Source organism: Streptomyces sp. NPDC054786, assembly GCF_053611685.1.
This window is the reverse complement of sequence record NZ_JBSHAW010000003.1, coordinates 204,270-223,499: the sequence shown is the minus strand read 5'-3', so window position 1 is coordinate 223,499 and position 19,230 is coordinate 204,270. Positions and strand designations below refer to the sequence as shown.

Below are 19,230 nucleotides of genomic sequence, written 5' to 3'. Positions count from 1 at the left end.
CCGATGGGAACGCCTCTGAAGCACGACGTGGATTTCCGGCGCGATGTGCCCGCCGTCGGCGGGTTCGCCACCGTACCGCGATGGACCCGCGCCCCGGTTCCGGGCACCGCCGAGCACGAGGCGGAGCTGCCAGAGGGCCTCGTACCTGCCCTGGACCGGCTGGCCCAGGAGTGGGGAGCCACGCTCCACTCGGTGCTGCTGGCCGCGCACGCCAAGGTGCTCGGCGCGCTGACCGGTGAGCAGACGGTCGCGACCGGCTATATCGCCGTGCCCGGTGGCAGCCCGCTGCCCTGCGGGCTGACGACCGCGGCCGCATCATGGCGGACGCTGGTGCTCGACACTCATCGCGTCGCCTCGCAACTGCCGGGGTACCAGGGCCTTCCGACCGACGAGCCCGGGGCAACGCCGAGCCCGCCCGAACCGTCGCCCGAGACGGTGGTCGATCCGACGGGTGACGGAGGGACGGCCGAGGGCACCGTGCTGCGGGTGGCGTTGGTGCGCCAGTACGGCCGGCGCCTGCTGCGGCTGCGGTACCGGACCGATGTGCTGGACGAGGCAAGTGCCGCCAGAATCGCCGGTTATCACCTCACCGCGCTCGCGTTGATGGCCGCCGATCCGGATGCCGCGCACGGGCGGCAGAGTCTGCTGTCCGCCGAGGAGCTCCACCTCCAGCTCGAAGGGCTCGCCGGACCGCGGCGGGAGCTTCCTGAACGGCGATTCCACGAGCTGTTCGAGCAGCGTGTGCGAGAGCACCCGGACACCGTCGCGGCCGTGCACGGCGCTCGGCACTGGACGTACCGGGAGCTCAACACCCGTGCCAACCGGCTGGCCCACGCGCTGCTGGCAAGGGGGCTGCAACGGCAGGACGTGGTCGCCGTGGTGACCGAGCGCAACCTGGACTGGCTGGCCGCCATCATCGCCGTCTTCAAGGCCGGGGGCGCGTATATGCCCATCGAGCCTCACTTCCCCGCCGACCGCATGGCCACCATGCTCTCCCGTGCCTCGTGCGGGCTGGTGCTGACCGAACCCGACAGCACCGCCCCCCTCGACCAGGCCCTGGACGCGCTGCCCGGGATCCGGAAACTCTTCATCGACGCGATGTGCGAGGAAAGCCGCGACGACAGCGACCCTTGCGTCCCCGTCGCCCCGGACGAGCTCGCCTACCTCTACTTCACCTCCGGCTCCACCGGCGAGCCCAAGGGCGCGATGTGTGAGCACGAGGGCATGCTCAACCACCTCTACGCCAAGATCGACGACTTGGGGATCGCCGAGGGGCAGGTCGTCGCCCAGACCGCGCCCCAGTGCTTCGACATCTCCCTGTGGCAACTGCTCTCCGCACTGCTGGCCGGTGGGCGGACCCTGCTGGTCGAGCAGGAAGCCGTCCTGGACGTCCGGCGGTTCCTCGACACGATCGTCAACGGCAGCGTCGGCGTACTCCAGGTGGTGCCGTCCTACCTCGATGTCGTCCTGTCCTTTCTGGAGCAGCACCCCCGCGAACTGCCCTCCCTGCGGTGCGTATCGGTCACCGGCGAGGCGCTGAAGAAGGAGCTCGTCCAGCGCTGGTTCGCGACCGCGCCGCGGATCAGACTGGTCAACGCCTACGGGTTGACCGAGACCTCCGACGACACCAACCACGAGGTCATGGACCGGGTGCCGGACACCGAACGGATACCGCTCGGCCGCCCCGTCAACAACGTGCACGTCTATGTCGTCGACGAGTACCTGTCACCGGTGCCGCTCGGCGCCCCCGGCGAGATCGTCTTCTCCGGAGTCTGCGTCGGCCGCGGATACGTCAACGACCCCGAGCGCACTCGGCGGGCCTTCCCGGCGGATCCGCACCACGCTGGCAGGCGGCTCTACCGGTCCGGCGACTTCGGCCGGTGGTCGCCGGAGGGAAAACTGGAGTTCCTCGGCCGCCAGGACACCCAGGTCAAGATCCGTGGTTTCCGGATCGAAACAGGCGAGATCGAGAACGCGTTGCTCCGGGTGCCCGGAATCCACGACGGTGCCGTCGTGGTCTCCGCACAGGCCGGCCACGGTCAGCGACTGGTGGCCTTCTACGCCGGGGGGCGCCCGCTGGAGGCCGGCGCACTGCAGGACCGGCTGAGCCGGTCGCTGCCCGCGTACATGGTCCCGTCGGCCTTCCACTGGCGGGAGAGTCTGCCCCTGACCGCCAACGGAAAGGTCGACAAGAAGACGCTGGCCGCACTCGCCGACGAACGCGAAGCCGCCGTGGACGGCCACCAGCCACCCACCACACCGGCCGAACAGCGGCTCGCCGTCGCATGGGCCAAGGCCCTCGGCGTCCCGGAGAACCGCATCGGGCGGCAGGACCACTTCTTCGAGCTCGGCGGCACCTCGCTGTCGGGCGTCAGAGTCGCGATCTGCCTGGACCGGGTCGTCTCCCTCAAGGACCTCACACAGCACCCGGTCCTCGCCGACCTGGCCCGGCTCGTCGAGAGCCGTTCGACGGCCGGCTCCGAACTGCCGCAGACACTGCCGGGATCCGAGCGTGCGCCACACGGTGCACGCCACCGGCCGGCGCCATCCGACGTCGACCGAAAGGAAAACACCATGGCATCCTCACTTCCGACCTCCCTGCCGGACCTGGAGCGGCAACCCGGCAAAACTCCGATGCTGCGGGTCGACGCCGCTGTCGATGCGGCGAGGTGGACGGCCGAGCACCGGGACGCGCTGCTTGCCGCCGTCGTCGAGCACGGTGCGGTCCTCGTCCGCGGCCTGGGGCTTCGCCACGCGACCGAGGTCGACACGGTCCTTCAGCGGCTGGACCGCATTCCGGTGACGGAGAGGGAATCCTTTGCCTCCCGGCAGACCTACTCCGAGGGCGTCTACTCCTCCTCGAAGTGGCCGCCGAACCAGCCGATGTGCATGCACCACGAACTGAGCTACACGCTCGAGTTCCCCGGCCTGATGCTGTTCGCCTGCCTCGGCGCACCCACCGAGGGCGGGGTGACCGGGGTGGCGGACTCCACCGCAGTGCTCGACGCGCTGCCGCCCGAGCTGACCGACCGGTTCGCGCGGGAGGGCTGGCTGCTCACCCGCAGCTACAACGACGAGATCGGGGCCTCCTTGTCGGAGGCGTTCGGCACCGACGACCGGAGCGCCGTCGAGAACTACTGCCGCGCCAACGCCATCGCCTTCTCGTGGCAGCCCGACGGTGGACTCCGCACGAGACAGCGCCGCAGCGCCGTGGTGCACCACCCGGTCACCGGGCGACGCTGCTGGTTCAACCAAATCGCGTTCCTCAACGAGTGGACGATGGCCCCCGAGGTGCGGGAGTACCTGATCGACGAGTACGGCGCCGACGGTCTGCCGTTCAACACCCGCTACGGCAACGGCGACCCCATCGCCGAGGACACCGTCCAGCTGCTCAACAAGGTCTACGAGGCCAACACCGCACGCCGGCCGTGGCAGGCCGGTGACCTGCTGCTGGTCGACAACGTCCGCACCGCGCACAGCAGGGAGCCCTTCGACGGGCCGCGGGAAGTAGTCGTGGCGATGGCCGATCCGCTGCGCCTGGCCGACTGCTCACCGACCATCGAGGTGACCGTCCCATGAACACCATCCGCTCCACCGCAACGGAGTCCGCCATGACCGAACCGTCGCTCACCGTGCCCCCGTTCGCGGTGATCTCAGGAGTGCAGGTCCAGACCGCCCTGCAAGGACGCGAAAAGCACATCGTGGAGGTGATCGAGGAAACCTACCGGCTGCACGGCGCCGGTGATTCGGTGAACCCGCCGTCCTCCTTCCTCCGCTTCCCGGACCGCCGGTCCTCGCGGATGATCGCGCTGCCCGCCTCGATCGGCGGAGACGCGCAGGTGGACGGGTTGAAGTGGATCTCCAGCTTCCCGGAGAACGTGGCGTCCGACCTGCCCAGGGCCTCCGCCGTACTGATCCTCAACGACCACGCCACCGGCTACCCGTTCGCCTGCCTGGAGAGCTCCATCATCAGCGCGACCAGAACCGCCGCGTCAGCGGCGTCGGCGGCCGACTGGCTCAGCCGCGGCCGCCCGCGCCCGATGCGCGTCGGCTTCTTCGGGGCGGGCCTGATCGCCCGCTACATCCACACGTTCCTGGAAGGCACCGGCTGGTCCTTCGACGAGATCGGCGTACACGACCTGTCCACCGAGAGCGCAGCCGGCTTCCGCCTGTACCTGGAGCAGTCCGGCACCGCCGGCCGGATCACCGTGCACGAGAGCGCCGAGGAGTTGATCCGCTTCAGCGACCTCGTGGTCTTCGCCACCGTCGCCGGTCAGCCGCATGTCGACGACCCCTCGTGGTTCGCGCACAACCCGGTTGTCCTGCACGTGTCGCTGCGCGACCTCGCGCCGCAGGTTCTGCTGGCCTCGACCAACGTCGTCGACGACATCGAGCACTGTCTCACCGCCGCCACCTCGCCACATCTGACCGAACAGCTCACGGGCAACCGGGACTTCCTGCACGGCACGCTGGACGACGTGATGACCGGGCGGGTGACGATCCCGGCGGACCGGCCCGCGGTCTTCTCACCGTTCGGCCTCGGCGTGCTCGATCTCGCGGTCGGAAAGTACGTCTACGACGAGGTGGTCCGCTCCGGACAACTGCGGATCATCGACAACTTCTTCCATGAACTGCGCCGGTACGGATGAGCGGCCGGCACCCCGGCCACCCCGACGACAAGGAGGACCACGCGGAACTGCCCCCCGTTGACATCACCGGCCCAGTCGCCGCCGGCCGAGCCGCACCACACCGCGGCAGCCAGCAGAGTCCCCTCTCTGGCGCGGTCGGACACACCAGCACACCGGCAAAGTGAGAAGCCCCCCGGCCACAGTCGGATGGACATTCCGATGGTGCTCTGCGCAGAGGAGGGACCCATCATGCCAGTCATATCCGTTCCCTACGCCTTCAACGAGGAAGAGCTCTACGTCGACCTCCAGGCGATCTTCGGGCAGTCACTGTTCCTCAAGTGCGAGGGCCTCAACTTCGCCGGTTCGATCAAGCTGAAGGCCGCGACCGAGATGGTGGAGTCGGCCGAGCGGGACGGCGCCCTGACTCCGGAGTCGGTTCTGGTCGAGTCCTCGTCCGGAAACCTCGGCGTGGCACTGAGCATGATCGCGGCGAGCAAGGGCTACAGGTTTCTGTGCGTGACGGACTCGCGCTGCAACCTGTCGACCAGGCTGATGATGGAGGCGTTGGGCAGCCAGGTACACGTCGTCGCCGCGCACGAGTCCGGTGCCGGCTTCCTCAACGCACGGCTCGACTACGTCCGCGATCTGTGCGCCTCGGACGACCGTTGGGTGTGGCTCAGCCAGTACACCAATCCGGGCAACTGGAAGGCGCACTACCAGAGGACGGCACCGTCGATCGCCCGCTGGTTCCCGCACCTGGATGTGCTGTTCGTCGGGGCCGGCACCACCGGGACCCTGATGGGCTGTGCGCGCTACTTCCGGGAGTGGCACCGGCCGGTGCAGATCGTCGCGGTGGACAGTGTCGGTTCGGTGACATTCGGCGGTGCACCGGGACGCCGTATGATCCCCGGCCTGGGCATGAGCGTCCATCCCCCGCTGCTCGACAAGTCCTTTGTGGACGAGGCGGTACGCGTCGAGGAGGCGGACACCGTCCGCGCCTGCCATCAACTGGCCCGACACGGTTTCCTCTTCGGCGGCTCGACCGGCACGGTGGTCAGCGGCGCGATGGACTGGCTGTCCCGGCACGACACCCGCGGGCTCACCGCAGTGGCCATCGCCCCGGACCTCGGGGAGCGCTACCTCGACACCATCTACCACGCCAACTGGGTGCAGGACCTGTACGGCGAGGACATGATCGACTCCGGCGGGCCTCCCGCGCTCGCGCCCGAGGAACCCCGCCCCGCACCACCGAGGCGTCCCCATGGCCCGCAGCCGTACCACCAGCCTCGGGAACAGGCGGGCGACATCTAGGGCTCCCTCCCGTCTAGTCGGCGAGTTGCTGTGCCGTTGTGGCTCGCCGGCATCGGACGTGCAGTGGGCACGGATGTGGTGTGCCGATGGGCGACGCGCAGTGGAAGGAGCCGTAATTGCCGGACCGCACACCGAAGCGAGGAGGTCACCGGTGAGCCGCCCAGCGGCGGTCAGTCCCTGGCCCTCATCCCGGAACGGCGGCAGCGTCCGCCCCCGCCGGGCGTGGGCGTGGGACCGCTACCGCCGCTGCCCGGCGTCGTTACCGGGGCTCGGCCCGGTCAAGGTTCCAGTGCTTGGAAACGGTTGCCAGCCAAGCGTCTTCGTGGACGGGGCGTACGGAGAATCTGGAGATCATCCGCTGGCCCCCTTCACCGTCGCCGTAGAGCAGATCGATCATGAACGCTTGCCGTTCGGTAATCATCGTGGCCGCCATGTCGAATACCGACTCGGAGGGGTCGCGCAACGTACCTTGCCAGAAACCGCGATCTCTGGACGGGATGTACAGATCACGGGTCAGCCGGTGGAAATCCGCCGGATCAGGACGATCCCCGGCTCCTTCCAAGAGCTGTGGCCGAATCGCCCAGCCGTCGAGGACCGCCAGCCCCTGGCCCACGTTGCGCAACGCGATCGAGAGGTAGATCGCGCCCTCACCGGCCTCGGCATAACCGTTGCCGCCCGGCACCCGGACCCAATGATCATCCTGGAAGCCGACCTTCTCCGCCGGATCCTCCATGCGCGAGGGCAGCAGAAGAGGCTGCAGGCCGGACAGCAGCGACCGCTCGGCAAAGCGTGCGGAGCGGTTGGCCGAGCGCACCGACGCAAAGGTGGCCGCCGCCAGCACCAGTGTGCCGCCGGCCGTCGCCAACTGCGAGATCGTGAGCCAGTCCGCCATGAACCCTCCTCCGGCACTCGGTCATCCGGGAGGAGGGATTCCTCGCCCTCCTCGGACTCATCCTGACCTGCGGCAGCCTCGGAGTGCCGCAACCGCACCGAAACCCTGGTGCGCCACTCACGCGTCGGGCTAAGACCTGTCCGACGGCCATGGCCGGGGCCCGCGATCACTGAGTTGCGGGCAAGGCGTCCTCCGGCCCCGGAGCGGTCAGTGGCGGTGGTGAGGTCCTGACGGGGCCTCGTCGGGGTGTGGCCCGTACGGGGTCTCCGTTCGGGGTCTCCGTACGGGGCCTCCGTTCGGGGTCTCCGTACGGGCTGCGTGGCGACCGGTGGAACCCGGAGTCCATCAACAACGCCGGCTGAAAGGACGGGACGGCACCGGCACCTCGCGCCCACCCGATGCGTCGCGATCCTCGCCTCTGCCGGGCAACCGCCGTTTGCCGGTCGGCCCATGGTGCGCCGCTCAGACGACCGGCTGGCCGATGCCCAGCAAGTTCCCCTCGCTGTCGCGGAACCAGGCACCGCGTTCACCCCGCGCGCCCTTGCTCGGGTAGTTCCCGTCGATCTCGGCGATGCTGTCGCTCGTTCGCCCGCCGCCCAGCAGCCCGGGCAGGTCGACCTCCTCGAACACCACACCGCGCCGCTTGAGTTCCGACACCACTCGCTCGATGTCGTCGACCTCCCAGGCCATCTGGGTGAAGGTGCCGGGCGAGGCCCCCGTCGAACGGAACAGGACGAAGTCCACGCCTCCGCACCGATACAGCAGCCCACCGGGACGTTCATCGACGGGCTCCAGCCCGAGCCGCTCGGAGTAGAAACGCCGGGCCCGGTCCAGGTCCTGGGCCGGGAGCCTGGTCGCCACGCGTGCCCGGGTCAGAATGTCCGTGCCGTCTGTGTTCATGTCTCCACTGTGCCGTCCGCAGCGGCCGGAAGGGTGGAGGCAACAAACATCGCTCACGAGCCGTGTCCGCCACGGCCCCGGGGCCGTTTGTGAAAGCGTGATCTCCACTCGACGTATGTACGCGGCACTTGTCCTGACCGCCGGTGCCTCCGGCCTCGCGGTGTCGTCCGCCTCGGCCGCGCCCGCCGCCCCGCCCGCCCCTCCGACCCGGCCGACGCTCTCCGTGCTCAGCGAAATCGACAGCCTCGGCGCCGCGACCGTACCCGCCAAGTACCAGAGCCAGCTGCCGACGGTCACCGGCCAGCTGCAGCACCTCCGTGACCTCAACCGCCTGCACCAGGTGACCGACATGGCGGCCCCGGTCACGGGCCTGCTGCCCGTCGGCTAGCGCTTCCTGTCGCCCGGTTCCCGGCCGAGGTGGTACGCGGCGGAGTCCGCGATCCGCCGGATCAGGCTGAATGGTGCACCGACGAACTCCCCTGAGCCCGCGTCGGTGCACGGACGCTACGGGAGCACCCCGCCGGCCGCCCACGGGTACCCCCGGCCGGCGGGTGGCAGCAGATGATTCACGGGACAGGGGGCACGGCACCGAGTCCTGGCTGATTCAATGGTCGCCGAGGTGAGAGACATGGTGTCGACCGACCGGCTGCTTGCGTTCGCGGCAATGTCGCTGCTGGTGATTGTGATTCCGGGGCCGAGCGTGCTCTTCGTGATCGGCCGGGCTCTGGCACACGGCCGCCGCACGGCACTGGCGACGGTTCTGGGCAATGTGCTGGGCTCCTATCTGCTGGTGGCCGCCGTGGCGCTCGGCCTCGGCTCGTTGGTCGAACAGTCCGTCGCGGTCTTCCTCGCCGTGAAACTGGCCGGCGCTGCCTACCTCGTCTTCCTCGGAGTCCAGGCGTTCCGGCACCGCAAGGACATGAAGATGAGTGCTGCGGACGGGCCCGCCCAGGTTGCTCGCGGCGATCTACGGACGATCGCCGACGGCATCCTGGTCGGCGTCACGAACCCGAAGGGCATCGTGTTCTTCGCCGCCGTACTTCCCCAGTTCGTGGACCACGCGGCAGGCGGGTTGCCCGCCCAGATGCTCATCTTGGGCCTGGTGCCGATCGGCATCGGCCTGATCACGGACACGGTGTGGGGGCTGACGGCCTCGGCGGCCCGCAACTGGTTCGCACGTTCCGAGCGCCGGCTGTCGATGATCGGCGGCGCGGGCGGCTTCGCCATGATCGGTCTGGGCGTGACGGTGGCTGCCACGGGCCGCGCGGACTGACCGCGGCGCGCCCCGGACAGCCGGCCTGCGCCACCGCGCACGATCGGGGTCCTGCCGGAAGCCCGTGCCGGATGGTGCTGCGCGGCCTGACGCTCCCTGCCAGGCGAGCCGGGGGTCGTTGCGCCCCGGCCGGTGTCGCGTGCTGTCGCTACGAGATGTCACCGAGGCGCGCGGTGCACTCGCGCAAGCAGCACGACCGTGTCGTCGGTCGGGGACCTCGGTACGAGTCGGGCGAGGATCCGGTCTGCCGCGGCCTCCAACGAGCCGGAGAGCCGGCCCAGTTCCGCGCGGAGGGCGTTCAGGCCCTCGTCGATGTCATGGCCCCGTGCCTCGATCAGGCCGTCGGTGTACAGGACGAGGGTGGCGGCGTCGGGCAGCTCGACCTCCGTCGTCCGGAAAGGACAGCCGCCGACGCCGAGCGGGACTCCCAGCACTTCGTCGATGAGCTGGATCCGGCCGTCCGGGTGGAGGACGAGGGGCGGAGGGTGGCCGGCGCTGGCGATCCGGGTGCTCCCGGTGGTCGGGTCGTAGCGGATGTAGAGGCAGGTGGCCAGTTCGATACCGGCTTCTTCGGCGCACTCGTCGAGTTCGGTGAGCAGTTCGTCGGGTTCCTGGTCGTGCCGGGCCAGCGCCTTGGCGGCGATACGCATCCTGCCCATCGCCGCGGCGGCCGCCACACCATGACCCATGACGTCACCGACGACCAGGGCAACGCGGCCACCGGGGAGGGGGATCACGTCGTACCAGTCGCCGCCGACCTCGGTGACGCGGCTGCCGGGCAGGTAGCGGTGAGCGATGTCCATGTACGGGCCGGTCACCAAGGAGGTGGGGAGCAGGGCCCGTTGGAGGGTGAGCGCGATGTTTCTCTCCCGGCTGTACAGCCGCGCGTTGTCCAGGCACAGCGCCGCCCGGGAGGCGAGCTCGCCGGCCAGGCTGAGGTCCTGCTCGGTGAAGGTCGGTCTGGCCGGCGACCGGCCGAAGACCGCGATGCCCTGGGCCGTTCCCCGGGCGATGAGCGGAGCGAGGAGGAGGCAGGCCAGACCGCTGTCGACCAGCAGTCGGGCGCGTGTTTCGTCCAGCACGGTCCGGGCCATGAACTCCTGGTTCACCGGTACGCAGAGGGGACGGCCGGTCCGCAGCATCCGGTGGATGGCGGAGCCCGGCGGGTAGTGCACGGCTTCCAGCCCGCTCACCAGCTCCGTCGCGGGAGGGGGCAGAACGGTGCCGTGGGCGATGCGGTGGGTGTCCACCGGCAGGGCCGGGTCGAACGCCTCATGCTCGTCCACCCACTCCATGAGCTCCACGACGGCTGCGTCGGCGAAGTCCGGAACCGCGGCTTCGACCAGCTCCTGGGCCGTGACCTTCGCATCCAAGGTGCTGCCGATCCGGGCGGAGGCGCGGTCCAGCAGCGCCAGCCGCTGACGGGTGGCGGTTGCCTCCACGATGGCCTGCTCCCGGTCGGTCACGTCCACCAGCAGGCCGCCCACTCCCTGGCGAGTGCCCACGGCCTGGGTGAGCGGGAAGAAGCTCACCGACAGCACCTTGTCCTCGTCCGGGTGGCCCCGGGTGCGCATCCCCACCCGCACCCCCGCGACGGGTTTGCCCTCCGCGGCGACCGCGCGCAGCATGCGCTCGTACTCACCGCCGTCCGAGGTGACCACGATCTCGGCGAGGCGCCGTCCGAGGTGTTCCTCGATGGGGAGCCCGTTCATGTCGGCGAGGGCCTGGTTGACATGGAGGTAGCGCAGTTCCTCGTCGAACATGGCCAGGCCTATGGGGCAGGTCTCGAAGAGGGCGTCGAGGAAGGCGAGGTTGGTCTTCACCCGGTCCAGCTCATCGCCTCGGCTCGCCAGGGCCATGACCACCGAGCTTTCCGCGACGCCGGTCACCGGGAAGACCCGGAACCCGCAGTCGAAGACCGTGCCGTCGCGATGCGTGGCATGCAGTCGGCCGCGCCAGTACCCCAGGGTCCGGCCCCGCGCCACCATGCCGGTGCAGTCGTCGGGGCCCCCGGCCGGCCCGGGGAGAAGGAGGGCGCCGGGCTGCGACAGCGCCTCCGTGGCGTGGTAGCCGAAGAGGTCCCGGGCGCCTGGGCCCCAGTAGCAGATCCGGTTGTCGTCATCGATGCCGAACACGGCGACGGCCACATGCTGCAGCAGCGAACCGGGCTCGGACCAGAGCGGACCACGAGCCTTCTCGTCGGTCGGCCGATCTGATGGCACCGGCTTTCCCTTCCACCCACCGCGCGAAGCGGCCGGTCCGCCCTCCGGACGGCGGAGCGGCTCTCTTCATTCTGCGCTTGTCGCTCGGACGCGGACACTCCGGCGTGCGGTCGGTCCCGTGACCGCTGACACCCGTGCTGAGCTGGTGAGGAATCCCGTTGATCAGCTGGTGGTTCCGACACCGGCCACCGCGGTTGTCGCCCCGGGCAACGGTCGCTCCGGCCGTGGCCCGCGCGGGGGGGCTTCGCCGGATGGCGCCCTTTGGCATGCCCAGCATGACGAGCAAGGCCAAGAGGGCTGGGGCCACCGACCCCGTCGCCCCGCTCCGCGGTGACACGGTCTAAGAGCTACCGGACCCCGTCGACTGTGACAGCCGCGGCGCCGGGACCGGCGGCGAGAGGACGAGTTCGGCGACGGCTCCGCCGTCCGGCGCGTTCGAGAACCGCAGTGTGGCGCCGAGGACGCGGGCTTGTCCCACGGCGATGGTCAGCCCGAGACCATGACCGGTCTTGCGACCGCTGCCGGACTGGCTCCGGAACCGCTGGGGGCCGTGGTCGAGGAGGTGGCCGGGGTAGCCGTCCCCGTGGTCCCGCACGGTGATGACGAGGCCGTCGACGGTCAGGAGCACCGGCCCACGGCCGTGCCTGTGGGCGTTCGAGACGAGGTTCCCCAGCACGCGCTGGAGCCTGCGCTGGTCGGTCTCCACCCGGCTGTCCCGCTGGATACGGACCTCGGCCTGCAGGCCGGTGGCCAGCACCGCACGCTCCGCCAGCGGTCCCAGCTGATGCACCTCGATGTCGGCCTGCTCCACCTCCGCGTCGAGGCGGGAGATCTCCAGCAGATCCTCGGTCAGCCGGCTCATGGTCCGGATCCGCTCCTGCACCATCTCGGCCGGCCGCCCCGGCGGCAGCAGCTCTGCCGCCACATGCAGCCCGGTCAGCGGGGTGCGCAGCTCATGAGCCACATCGGCGGTGAAGCGCTGCTCGCTGTGCAGCTTGGTCTGCAGTGTGGCGGCCATCGCGTCGAGTGCGGCTGCCACCGCTGCGGTCTCGTCCTGGGCGGATGAGGGGCACTGCACCCGGGGATCGTCCACCCGGGCATCGAGATCCCCGGTGCTGATTCTGCGGGCCACCTGGGCGGTGTGGTGCAACCGCCGGGTGATACGGGAGACACCGAACAACCCGACGCCGAGTGTGAGGGCGATCGCGAAGGCGGAGGAGCCGATGATGGTCCGGTCGAGCCCGCGGAGGGCGGCGGCTCGCTGGGTGTAATCGATGTGGACGGCCAGCGCCTTGCCGTCGGCGGGGGCGACGGCCCACATCGCCGGGCGTCCGTTGTGGTCGTCGAGCTGGGTGCCGCGCTCACCCCGCAGTGCCATGGCGCGGAGCGAGGCGGGCAGCTCCGCGGGACTCACCGCGGCATTGCGGGCGAGGGGCTCCCCGGCGACGTATGCGTCCGCCGCGGATTCCAGTTCGGACAGCGCCGCGCTGCGGGCCTGGCTTTCGGTCTGCCGGCCGACGAGGACGTGCACCAGGACGCCGACCACGGTGGCGAGGACGCAGCACATGACGATGACGAAGACGGCGAACTTCCAGTAGAGCGTCGCCGTCCAGGCGGGCAGGTGCAGCCGTGTCCGAGGCCGGCCGGCGCTCACGGTGTGCGCTCCGGGGAAGGAGTGGCGGAGTCCGCCTGGTCGAACTCCATCGACCTCAAGGCCATGGTCCGCGTCCGGGTGTCCCATGCGTAGACCGTGCGGGTGTCGTACCCGGGGGTGCCGGTGGGCTCCCGCAGGATCAGATCGCCGTTCGCGATCTCCACCGACAGCGGCGTCGCACCGGCGTCCATGATCCGGGTGACCAGCCCGTGGTCGAGCTTGAAGACCCACAGTGCCAGGGACTGGTCCGGCGCCTCGATGCCGACGATCAGTTCGGCCCGGCCGTCGCCCGTCAGATCCCGGTACTGGGGTTTCCGTACCGGACAGTGCGCCGGCTCGGCGGCGCAGGCGTCGATCTTCCTCGTGGTGCCGGAATCGAACTGCGGGCCGCCGCCGAGGGCGGAGCCCGCGGCTACCTGCGCCTTGACGACAGCGAGCAGATTCGCCTTGCGGATGTCCCCGGACGGCACGGGGGGCACCCCGGGAACGGTCGCAGGGAGGTTCTCCCCTTTCCCGCGCTCGGGTTGCGGCGCCGGCTTACGCTCGGGCCACAGCCGCACCGGGGCGGAGGCGGCCGACGTGTGGCCGGCGCTCAGCGGCTCCCGGTTCCCCGTACAACTGCTCAACAGCACGGCCGTGCCCGTCACTACGAAGGCGAACGACGCCACCCGTACGAGCCCGGGGGGCGGCAAGGAACGGTGGAGGGGCACATCTTTTCCAGTCGTGGTGCCGGCTGAGCCTCCTCGGATCATAATGTGTGCCGCGCGCTGCTGGGATGGGATGGACGGCCGCGGGAACGTTCGACGGTGGCCCGGCGGGGCGGTACTCGATGAGTGCCACCGGCACCGGTCGTGCGCCGACGAGCATCCGCAGCAGCAGGCCCTGCGTTCCGGTGGGGCAGGGCGCCGTGCCCGTCGCCGTGCCCTGCCGCGCCGCGGACTCAGCCGACCGGCACCGAAGCGTTGGTCTGCCGCTCCATGGAGCCCGACCAGGTGCGGCGCGGCGGCCGGCCGACGAACTTCCCGAAGAGCAGCGCCGCCGCGGTGGCCGCGAGCACGCCGGGCACCATCTCGTAGATGCCCGACTGGAGCGGCCCGAGGAGCGGGTCGATCTGCTTCCACATGACGACGGTGACCGCACCCGTCACGATGCCGGCCATCGCCCCGGCCCGCGTCATGCGCGGCCAGTAGAGCGACAGCAGGATGACCGGACCGAAGGCGGCGCCGAAGCCCGCCCAGGCGTACGCGACGATATCCAGTACGGCTCCGCCGCTGAGTGCGATGGCGTAGGCCACCAGCGCCACGACCACGACCGTCACACGAGCCGCCAGCACCATCGACGCGTCCGAGGCCCGCCGCTTGACGAAGGCCCGGTAGAAGTCCTCGGTGAGGGCCATCGCCGACACCAACAGCTGACTGTCCGCGGTGGACTTGATCGCGGCGAGCACGGCGACCAGCAGGATGCCCGCGACCCACGGGTTGACCAACTGGGCGCAGACCGCGATGAAGACGGTTTCCGGATTGTCCAGCGGCTGATCGAGGGCGGCGATCCCGACCAGCCCCACGAGCGACGCGCCCGCCAGACAGACGACCACCCAGCTCACACCGATACGCCGGGCCAAGGGAATTTCGCGGGTGCTGCGGATACTCATGAAGCGGACCAGGATGTGCGGCTGGCCGAAGTAGCCCAGCCCCCAGGCGAGCAGGGAGATGATGGCCACCGCGCCGAGCGGCTCACCGGACGTCCAACGGGAGCCGTTGAAGTGGGCCTTGGCCCCCATGTCCAGCAGGGACGCAGTCTGATGGGTGAGCGCATCATGCATCGCGCCGAACCCCCCGAGCAGTCCGATGCCGATCACGGGGAGCGCAACGGCCGCGCCGAACATCACCGTGGCCTGCACCGAGTGCGTCACACTCACCGCGCGGAAGCCGCCCAGCACGGTGTAGACGACGATCACCACGGCGAAGACGGTGAGCGCGAACTCGAAGCCGCCCCCGAAGATCCCCTCGAACAGCACTCCCCCGGCCAGCAGACCGCTGGCCACGTAGACGGTGAAGAACACGACGATGACGGTCGCCGAGACCAGGCGCAGCATCCTGCTGCCGTCCTCGAAGCGCTCCTCCAGGTACGCCGACAGTGTCTTGGCGTCGCCGGCCAGCTCGGTGTACGTACGCAAACGCGGCGCGACCAGCCGCCAGTTGAGATAGGTGCCGATGGCCAGACCGACGGCGATCCACGAGGCGCCGATCCCGGCCGCGTACACCGCCCCGGGCAACCCCAGGAACAGCCAGCCGGACATGTCACTGGCGCCGGCGGACAGGGCCGCCAGCGGTGCACTCAGCCGCCGCCCGCCCAGAGCGAAGTCGGAGAACGTCAGCGTGTCCTGATACGTCCAGATACCCACAGTCACCATGGCGAGCAGGAATATTCCGAATACGATCATGACCGGTACGATCAGGGGTGTCACCACTGCTCCTCGGTGCAGGCTCTGCCAGGTATCGCGGGACCCGGGGATCCCGCAAGGAAATCCCGGACGGGAAGGCTCCGGCGCGAGCTGACAATACGGACCAGTCCTCGGGAGCGGCACCCCTTTCGACGGATGTCCCTTGCAATCAAAGGCCACACCGTCCCGGGGCGGGCCGGGCACCAGGGTCATACCCGGGCGGGCTTCCCACAGCGGCCCATTCCCGCCGACTGCCCATGAACTCGATGATTCGGGCCAGGAGAGGGCCTGGTCGGCGGAATTGTCCTCCCCGTGCTCTGCGGGCGAGCGGAGATGAGCCGCGGTCGTGCACGTGGGGGCCGGCCAGGTCGTGGTGCTCTCCGCGTGCGGGAAGGTGCGTGCGGCGTACGCCCCGCGCCTGCGCCGCCACGCTCCAACAGCCCTTGGTGCGGCCAGAAATGTCCTGAGGGGGCATCACGGGCGCGAACCATACTGGTGACGCTTCGCAGCCGGCCGCCCGCTGTCGCCGGCCCGGCGTGGCCTTCCTGCCCGTCCGCGATTCCGCCCAGCCGGTCCGGAGCGCTCCTGCCCCGCCGGCCACCTTCGAGGAAAGGGAGTTCTTCCCATGCGCCACATCCGCTCGTTCGTCGTCACCGCAGCCGCCCTGGCCGCCGCCTTGGGAACCGTGCCCAGCGCGACCGCGACCCCCACGGCCTCCGCCCGTCCGGCCGCCTTCCGTTGCACGCCCGGGTACTTCTGCATCTACAGCGACTGGAACGGTGGGGGAACCCGTTGCCAGTGGTCGCAGTCCAGCAAGGCGAACACCGCCGACGACTGTTCCTTCATCCAGCGGGGACAGCACGTGCGCTCCGTATGGAACAGCACCAGGCACCGCGTGCAGTACTACACGCAGACCAACTACCACGCGCGCGTCGGGTCCACCCCCGCCGGCGCGGGCGGCAACCTGCAGGGCAGCTACCAGATCCGCTCCTTCAAGCCTCAGTAGGAGACACCGGCGCGGTTCAGTAGCCACGCCTCCGCGGCTCCGCGGCCCCTCGGCCCAGGGAAGACGGCTCCTGAATCCGTGTCCAGGGCCGGAGACGCGGACCCCGCCCGGGATCCGCGTCCTTGCCACCCGGCTCGACGGTGGCCGTCGTCCTGACGAAGCCCGTTGACCTGCTGCTGTCAGTCCGGGTGACTAGGGGTCCGTCCGGCAGACAGGCTCTAGCGGCGCAGCGTTCCCGCGCCTGCGTACTGGCGCTGTCGCTCAACTCCCCCTTGATGCGGATGAGTTGGTTGTACTTGGCGATGCGGTCGGAGCGGGACGGCGATCCGGTCTTGATCTGGCCGCAGCCCGTGGCCACCGCCAGGTCCGCGATCGTCGTGTCCTCTGTAGTCGTAGACGCCGTCGCGGAAGAACTCGGACGACGCCGGCCGATGTCCGTACCCGGCCGGCAACCCGTGCGCTCGACGGCGGTCACCACGAAGTCGAGGGCCTCCTCGGCGGTGCGCAGGGCGGGTGCGAAGCCGCCCTCGTCGCCCACGCCCGTGGAGTGTCCGGCGGCGAGGAGGTCGCGGCGCAGGGTGTGGAAGATCTCGGACCCCATCCGCACGGCCTCGGCGAAGCTCTCCGCGCCGATCGGGGCGATCATGAACTCCTGGAAGTCAAGGGGATTGTCGGCGTGCGCGCCCCCGTTGACGATGTTCATCATCGGTACGGGCAGCAGCCGGGCGTCGGAGCCGCCGAGGTAGCGGTAGAGCGGCAGGCGGTGGGCGGCGGCTGCGGCCTTGGCGGTGGCCAGGGAGACCCCGAGGATCGCGTTGGCGCCGAGCCTGGACTTGGTGGGGGTGCCGTCCGTGGCGACGAGGGCGGCGTCGAGGCCGGCCTGGTCCTCGGCCTCGCGACCATGGCCCGAGCCGTTGGACTGCTCATGGAGCAGGGGCTGATCACGCGCCGGGCGCATCCGACCGACGGCCGCAAGAGCCTGGTCGAGCTCTCCTCTGCGGGGCAGGCGCTGCTGGAGGAGGAGCGGGGGTCGGCGCCTGCGCCGGAGACGTCCTGAGACGTCCTGAGACGTCCTGAGACGTATCGAGCGCCCCCCTCCAGGCCCCCGGCTCGACGCCATGAGGCGGAGGAAGGCGCGCCGGGGGAGATGCCGCCGCGGCGGTCGACACATCACTGACGGATCGTCAACTACTCCTGCATAAGCCATCCTTTAAGAATCGCCAAGCACTGTTATGAGGGTAAATCACGTCGCATATCAGGTGTTGGGAGAAGTAGGGGGACGGCGTCGAGGAGCCGCCACGCGGAAGATCCCGGAATGCGCGCGCAGGGTGGCGGCGGCGCAACGCCAAGTAGCCGTACGGATGTACGGAATTGCGAAGTTCGTGCAGCGAGCATTTCAGGCCGAACACCGGCAAAGGGTTGGTTGCGGGCGACGGACTTCGATCAGACGATCAGATTCCCGCGGGTCGGTCGGCCGTGTCACGGCCGACCGGCGCGCCTGTCGTCGAGGAGGTCCTGTGAACGACCAGACAAGTCTCAGCCCGGATGCGGCACGGCAACTCGCGACCACCACCAAGACCAGCCCCCAGATGCGCGGCATCACCCCGCGCTATCTGCTCCGCGCCCTGCCATGGGTGGACGTCGAATCGGGAGTCTTCCGCGTCAACCGCCGCCGCACCTACGTGCTCGGCGACGATCGCATCAGCACCCACACCGATGGCGGTTCGCCCCGCATCATCCCGGGAGACCTGCGGGAACTGCCGTACCTCCGGGACGCCGACGACGCACTGCTCTCCGAACTGGCGGGGGCCTTCACGGAAGTCACCTTCGAGGCCGGGGAAATGCTGGCCCAGGACGGTGACTCGCACGACCAGCTGTGGGTGATCGCCCAGGGTCGCGCCGAGAAGCGGGTCAGCGGCCGCTACGGCGAGGACGCCGTACTCGAAGTGATCGGTGACGGCCAGTTCTTCGACCTCGACGCCTGGACCCGCTCCGAGCCCATGCCGTACCGCGTACGGGCGCTCACACCCGGCGTGGCGCTGTGCGTCGAACGCAGCGTGCTCGCCGGGCTGTGCGACCGCGACGCGACCGTACGGGGCTGGCTGGACGCCTACCTCTCGGCGGACGGCGTCCTGCCGGGCGCCGAGGTACCCGTCGACCTCAGCGCCGGGCATGTCGGCGAACCCGAACTCCCCATGACCTTCGTCGACTACGAGGACACGCCCCGCGAGTACCACATGACCCTGGCCCAGACCGTGCTGCGCGTGCACACCCGGGTCTCCGACCTCTACAACGGGCCCATCGACCAGACCCGTGCCCAGTCCAACCTCACCGTGCACGCACTGCGCGAGCGGCAGGAGGCCTCGCTGCTCAACCACCCGGAATTCGGCCTCTTCAACAATGTGGCCCCCGGTCAGCGGGTGCAGGCGCGCAGCGGTTCCCCGACCCCCGACGACCTGGACGAGCTGCTGACCAGGGTCTGGAAGCAGCCCGCCTACTTCCTCGCACACCCCAGGGCCATCGCCGCATTCGGCCGGGAGTGTACGCGCCGGGGTGTGCCCCCGATCATCGACAACCGGTTCGGCAGCCCGCTGCTGACCTGGCGCGGCGTCCCGCTGCTCCCCTCGGACAAGGTGCGGTTCTCCGGCAGTGCCGGCATCGGCACCACCGAGATCCTGCTGATGCGCACGGGCGAGGCCGAGCAGGGCGTGGTGGGTCTGCGTCCCGCGAAGGTCGAGGACGAGGTGGAGCCCGGCCTGTCGATGCGGAACATGGGCGTCGACCAGAAGGGCGTCACGTCCTACCTGATGACGGCGTACTTCAACACCGCGGTGCTGGTGGAGGACGCGCTCGCCGTGCTCCAGAACGTCGAGGTCTCCAACTACCATGACTATTCCTGAC

The 19,230-nt window shown here is 69.9% G+C and carries 13 protein-coding genes and 2 pseudogenes; 8 read left to right on the top strand and 7 right to left on the bottom strand.

All coding sequences use genetic code 11. The annotated features are described in order from the left end of the window. The first annotated feature begins 3 nt into the window (after nucleotides 1-3). The 3 genes from ACWGI6_RS04605 to sbnA all read left to right on the top strand — a co-directional run bounded on the left by ACWGI6_RS04605 (nucleotide 4) and on the right by sbnA (nucleotide 5,939). Nucleotides 4-3,579 carry an amino acid adenylation domain-containing protein gene (locus tag ACWGI6_RS04605; RefSeq protein WP_453266100.1) on the top strand — a complete coding sequence of 1,192 codons (3,576 nt, stop codon included), beginning with the start codon at nucleotides 4-6 and terminating at the stop codon, nucleotides 3,577-3,579. Continuing rightward, nucleotides 3,576-4,649 (top strand): 2,3-diaminopropionate biosynthesis protein SbnB, encoded by a 1,074-nt coding sequence (gene sbnB, locus ACWGI6_RS04600; RefSeq protein WP_453266099.1) that lies wholly within the window; start codon nucleotides 3,576-3,578, stop codon nucleotides 4,647-4,649. Before ACWGI6_RS04605 ends, sbnB begins: the two co-directional genes overlap by 4 nt. Nucleotides 4,650-4,877: 228 nt before the next feature. Continuing rightward, nucleotides 4,878-5,939: a 2,3-diaminopropionate biosynthesis protein SbnA gene (gene sbnA / locus ACWGI6_RS04595; protein WP_453266098.1), complete on the top strand. Its 1,062-nt coding sequence runs from the start codon at nucleotides 4,878-4,880 to the stop codon at nucleotides 5,937-5,939. A gap of 259 nt (nucleotides 5,940-6,198) precedes the next feature. On the opposite strand, the gene ACWGI6_RS04590 is transcribed toward sbnA, so the two are convergent. Then, entirely contained in the window at nucleotides 6,199-6,831 is a 633-nt protein-coding gene (locus tag ACWGI6_RS04590; RefSeq protein WP_453266097.1) for a hypothetical protein, read from the bottom strand. Nucleotides 6,832-7,293: 462 nt separating this feature from the next. Beyond that, on the bottom strand, nucleotides 7,294-7,731 hold the full coding sequence (locus ACWGI6_RS04585) for a VOC family protein (protein WP_453266096.1): 438 nt from the start codon (nucleotides 7,729-7,731) through the stop codon (nucleotides 7,294-7,296). A 115-nt stretch (nucleotides 7,732-7,846) separates the two neighbouring features. On the opposite strand from ACWGI6_RS04585, the gene ACWGI6_RS04580 reads away from it, so the two are divergent. Further along, complete coding sequence (locus tag ACWGI6_RS04580) at nucleotides 7,847-8,119, top strand: hypothetical protein (RefSeq protein ID WP_453266095.1); 273 nt, start codon at nucleotides 7,847-7,849, stop codon at nucleotides 8,117-8,119. A 240-nt stretch (nucleotides 8,120-8,359) separates the two neighbouring features. Further along, the gene (locus ACWGI6_RS04575) at nucleotides 8,360-9,004 is read left to right on the top strand and encodes a LysE family translocator (protein WP_453266094.1); all 645 of its coding nucleotides are present in this window, start codon (nucleotides 8,360-8,362) and stop codon (nucleotides 9,002-9,004) included. A 158-nt stretch (nucleotides 9,005-9,162) separates the two neighbouring features. Here ACWGI6_RS04575 and ACWGI6_RS04570 read toward each other — a convergent pair whose 3' ends face one another. From ACWGI6_RS04570 to putP, 4 genes are all read right to left on the bottom strand, one after another. Further along, nucleotides 9,163-11,226, bottom strand: a complete 2,064-nt coding sequence (locus tag ACWGI6_RS04570; protein WP_453266093.1) for a SpoIIE family protein phosphatase — start codon at nucleotides 11,224-11,226, stop codon at nucleotides 9,163-9,165. 340 nt (nucleotides 11,227-11,566) lie between these two features. Further along, nucleotides 11,567-12,880 (bottom strand): ATP-binding protein, encoded by a 1,314-nt coding sequence (locus ACWGI6_RS04565; protein WP_453266092.1) that lies wholly within the window; start codon nucleotides 12,878-12,880, stop codon nucleotides 11,567-11,569. Continuing rightward, complete coding sequence (locus ACWGI6_RS04560; RefSeq protein ID WP_453266091.1) at nucleotides 12,877-13,350, bottom strand: hypothetical protein; 474 nt, start codon at nucleotides 13,348-13,350, stop codon at nucleotides 12,877-12,879. Before ACWGI6_RS04560 ends, ACWGI6_RS04565 begins: the two co-directional genes overlap by 4 nt. A gap of 470 nt (nucleotides 13,351-13,820) precedes the next feature. Beyond that, nucleotides 13,821-15,323, bottom strand: coding sequence for a sodium/proline symporter PutP (gene putP, locus ACWGI6_RS04555; protein WP_453266090.1), 1,503 nt, complete (start codon nucleotides 15,321-15,323; stop codon nucleotides 13,821-13,823). Nucleotides 15,324-15,948: 625 nt separating this feature from the next. On the opposite strand from putP, the gene ACWGI6_RS04550 reads away from it, so the two are divergent. Continuing rightward, nucleotides 15,949-16,329 carry a peptidase inhibitor family I36 protein gene (locus tag ACWGI6_RS04550; protein ID WP_453266089.1) on the top strand — a complete coding sequence of 127 codons (381 nt, stop codon included), beginning with the start codon at nucleotides 15,949-15,951 and terminating at the stop codon, nucleotides 16,327-16,329. A 218-nt stretch (nucleotides 16,330-16,547) separates the two neighbouring features. Here the strand turns inward: ACWGI6_RS04550 and ACWGI6_RS04545 are convergent. Beyond that, nucleotides 16,548-17,230 (bottom strand): annotated as a pseudogene (locus ACWGI6_RS04545) (hypothetical protein); the annotation flags it as partial. Between ACWGI6_RS04545 and ACWGI6_RS04540 the strand changes: the two are divergent. Then, nucleotides 17,228-17,359 (top strand): annotated as a pseudogene (locus ACWGI6_RS04540) (MarR family transcriptional regulator); the annotation flags it as partial. The pseudogenes ACWGI6_RS04545 and ACWGI6_RS04540 overlap by 3 nt on opposite strands. Nucleotides 17,360-17,846: 487 nt before the next feature. After that, a complete protein-coding gene (locus ACWGI6_RS04535) occupies nucleotides 17,847-19,229 on the top strand; it encodes a family 2B encapsulin nanocompartment shell protein (RefSeq protein WP_453266088.1) in 1,383 nt (460 codons plus the stop codon). Nucleotide 19,230 lies beyond the last annotated feature (1 nt).

Coding starts and splice junctions, on each gene's coding strand:
- putP (WP_453266090.1), bottom strand. CDS start 15,323: ATGATCGTATTCGGAATATTCCTGCTCGCCATGGTGACTGTGGGTATC.
- ACWGI6_RS04580 (WP_453266095.1), top strand. CDS start 7,847: ATGTACGCGGCACTTGTCCTGACCGCCGGTGCCTCCGGCCTCGCGGTG.
- ACWGI6_RS04590 (WP_453266097.1), bottom strand. CDS start 6,831: ATGGCGGACTGGCTCACGATCTCGCAGTTGGCGACGGCCGGCGGCACA.
- ACWGI6_RS04550 (WP_453266089.1), top strand. CDS start 15,949: ATGCGCCACATCCGCTCGTTCGTCGTCACCGCAGCCGCCCTGGCCGCC.
- ACWGI6_RS04585 (WP_453266096.1), bottom strand. CDS start 7,731: ATGAACACAGACGGCACGGACATTCTGACCCGGGCACGCGTGGCGACC.
- sbnB (WP_453266099.1), top strand. CDS start 3,576: ATGAACACCATCCGCTCCACCGCAACGGAGTCCGCCATGACCGAACCG.
- ACWGI6_RS04575 (WP_453266094.1), top strand. CDS start 8,360: ATGGTGTCGACCGACCGGCTGCTTGCGTTCGCGGCAATGTCGCTGCTG.
- ACWGI6_RS04605 (WP_453266100.1), top strand. CDS start 4: ATGGGAACGCCTCTGAAGCACGACGTGGATTTCCGGCGCGATGTGCCC.
- sbnA (WP_453266098.1), top strand. CDS start 4,878: ATGCCAGTCATATCCGTTCCCTACGCCTTCAACGAGGAAGAGCTCTAC.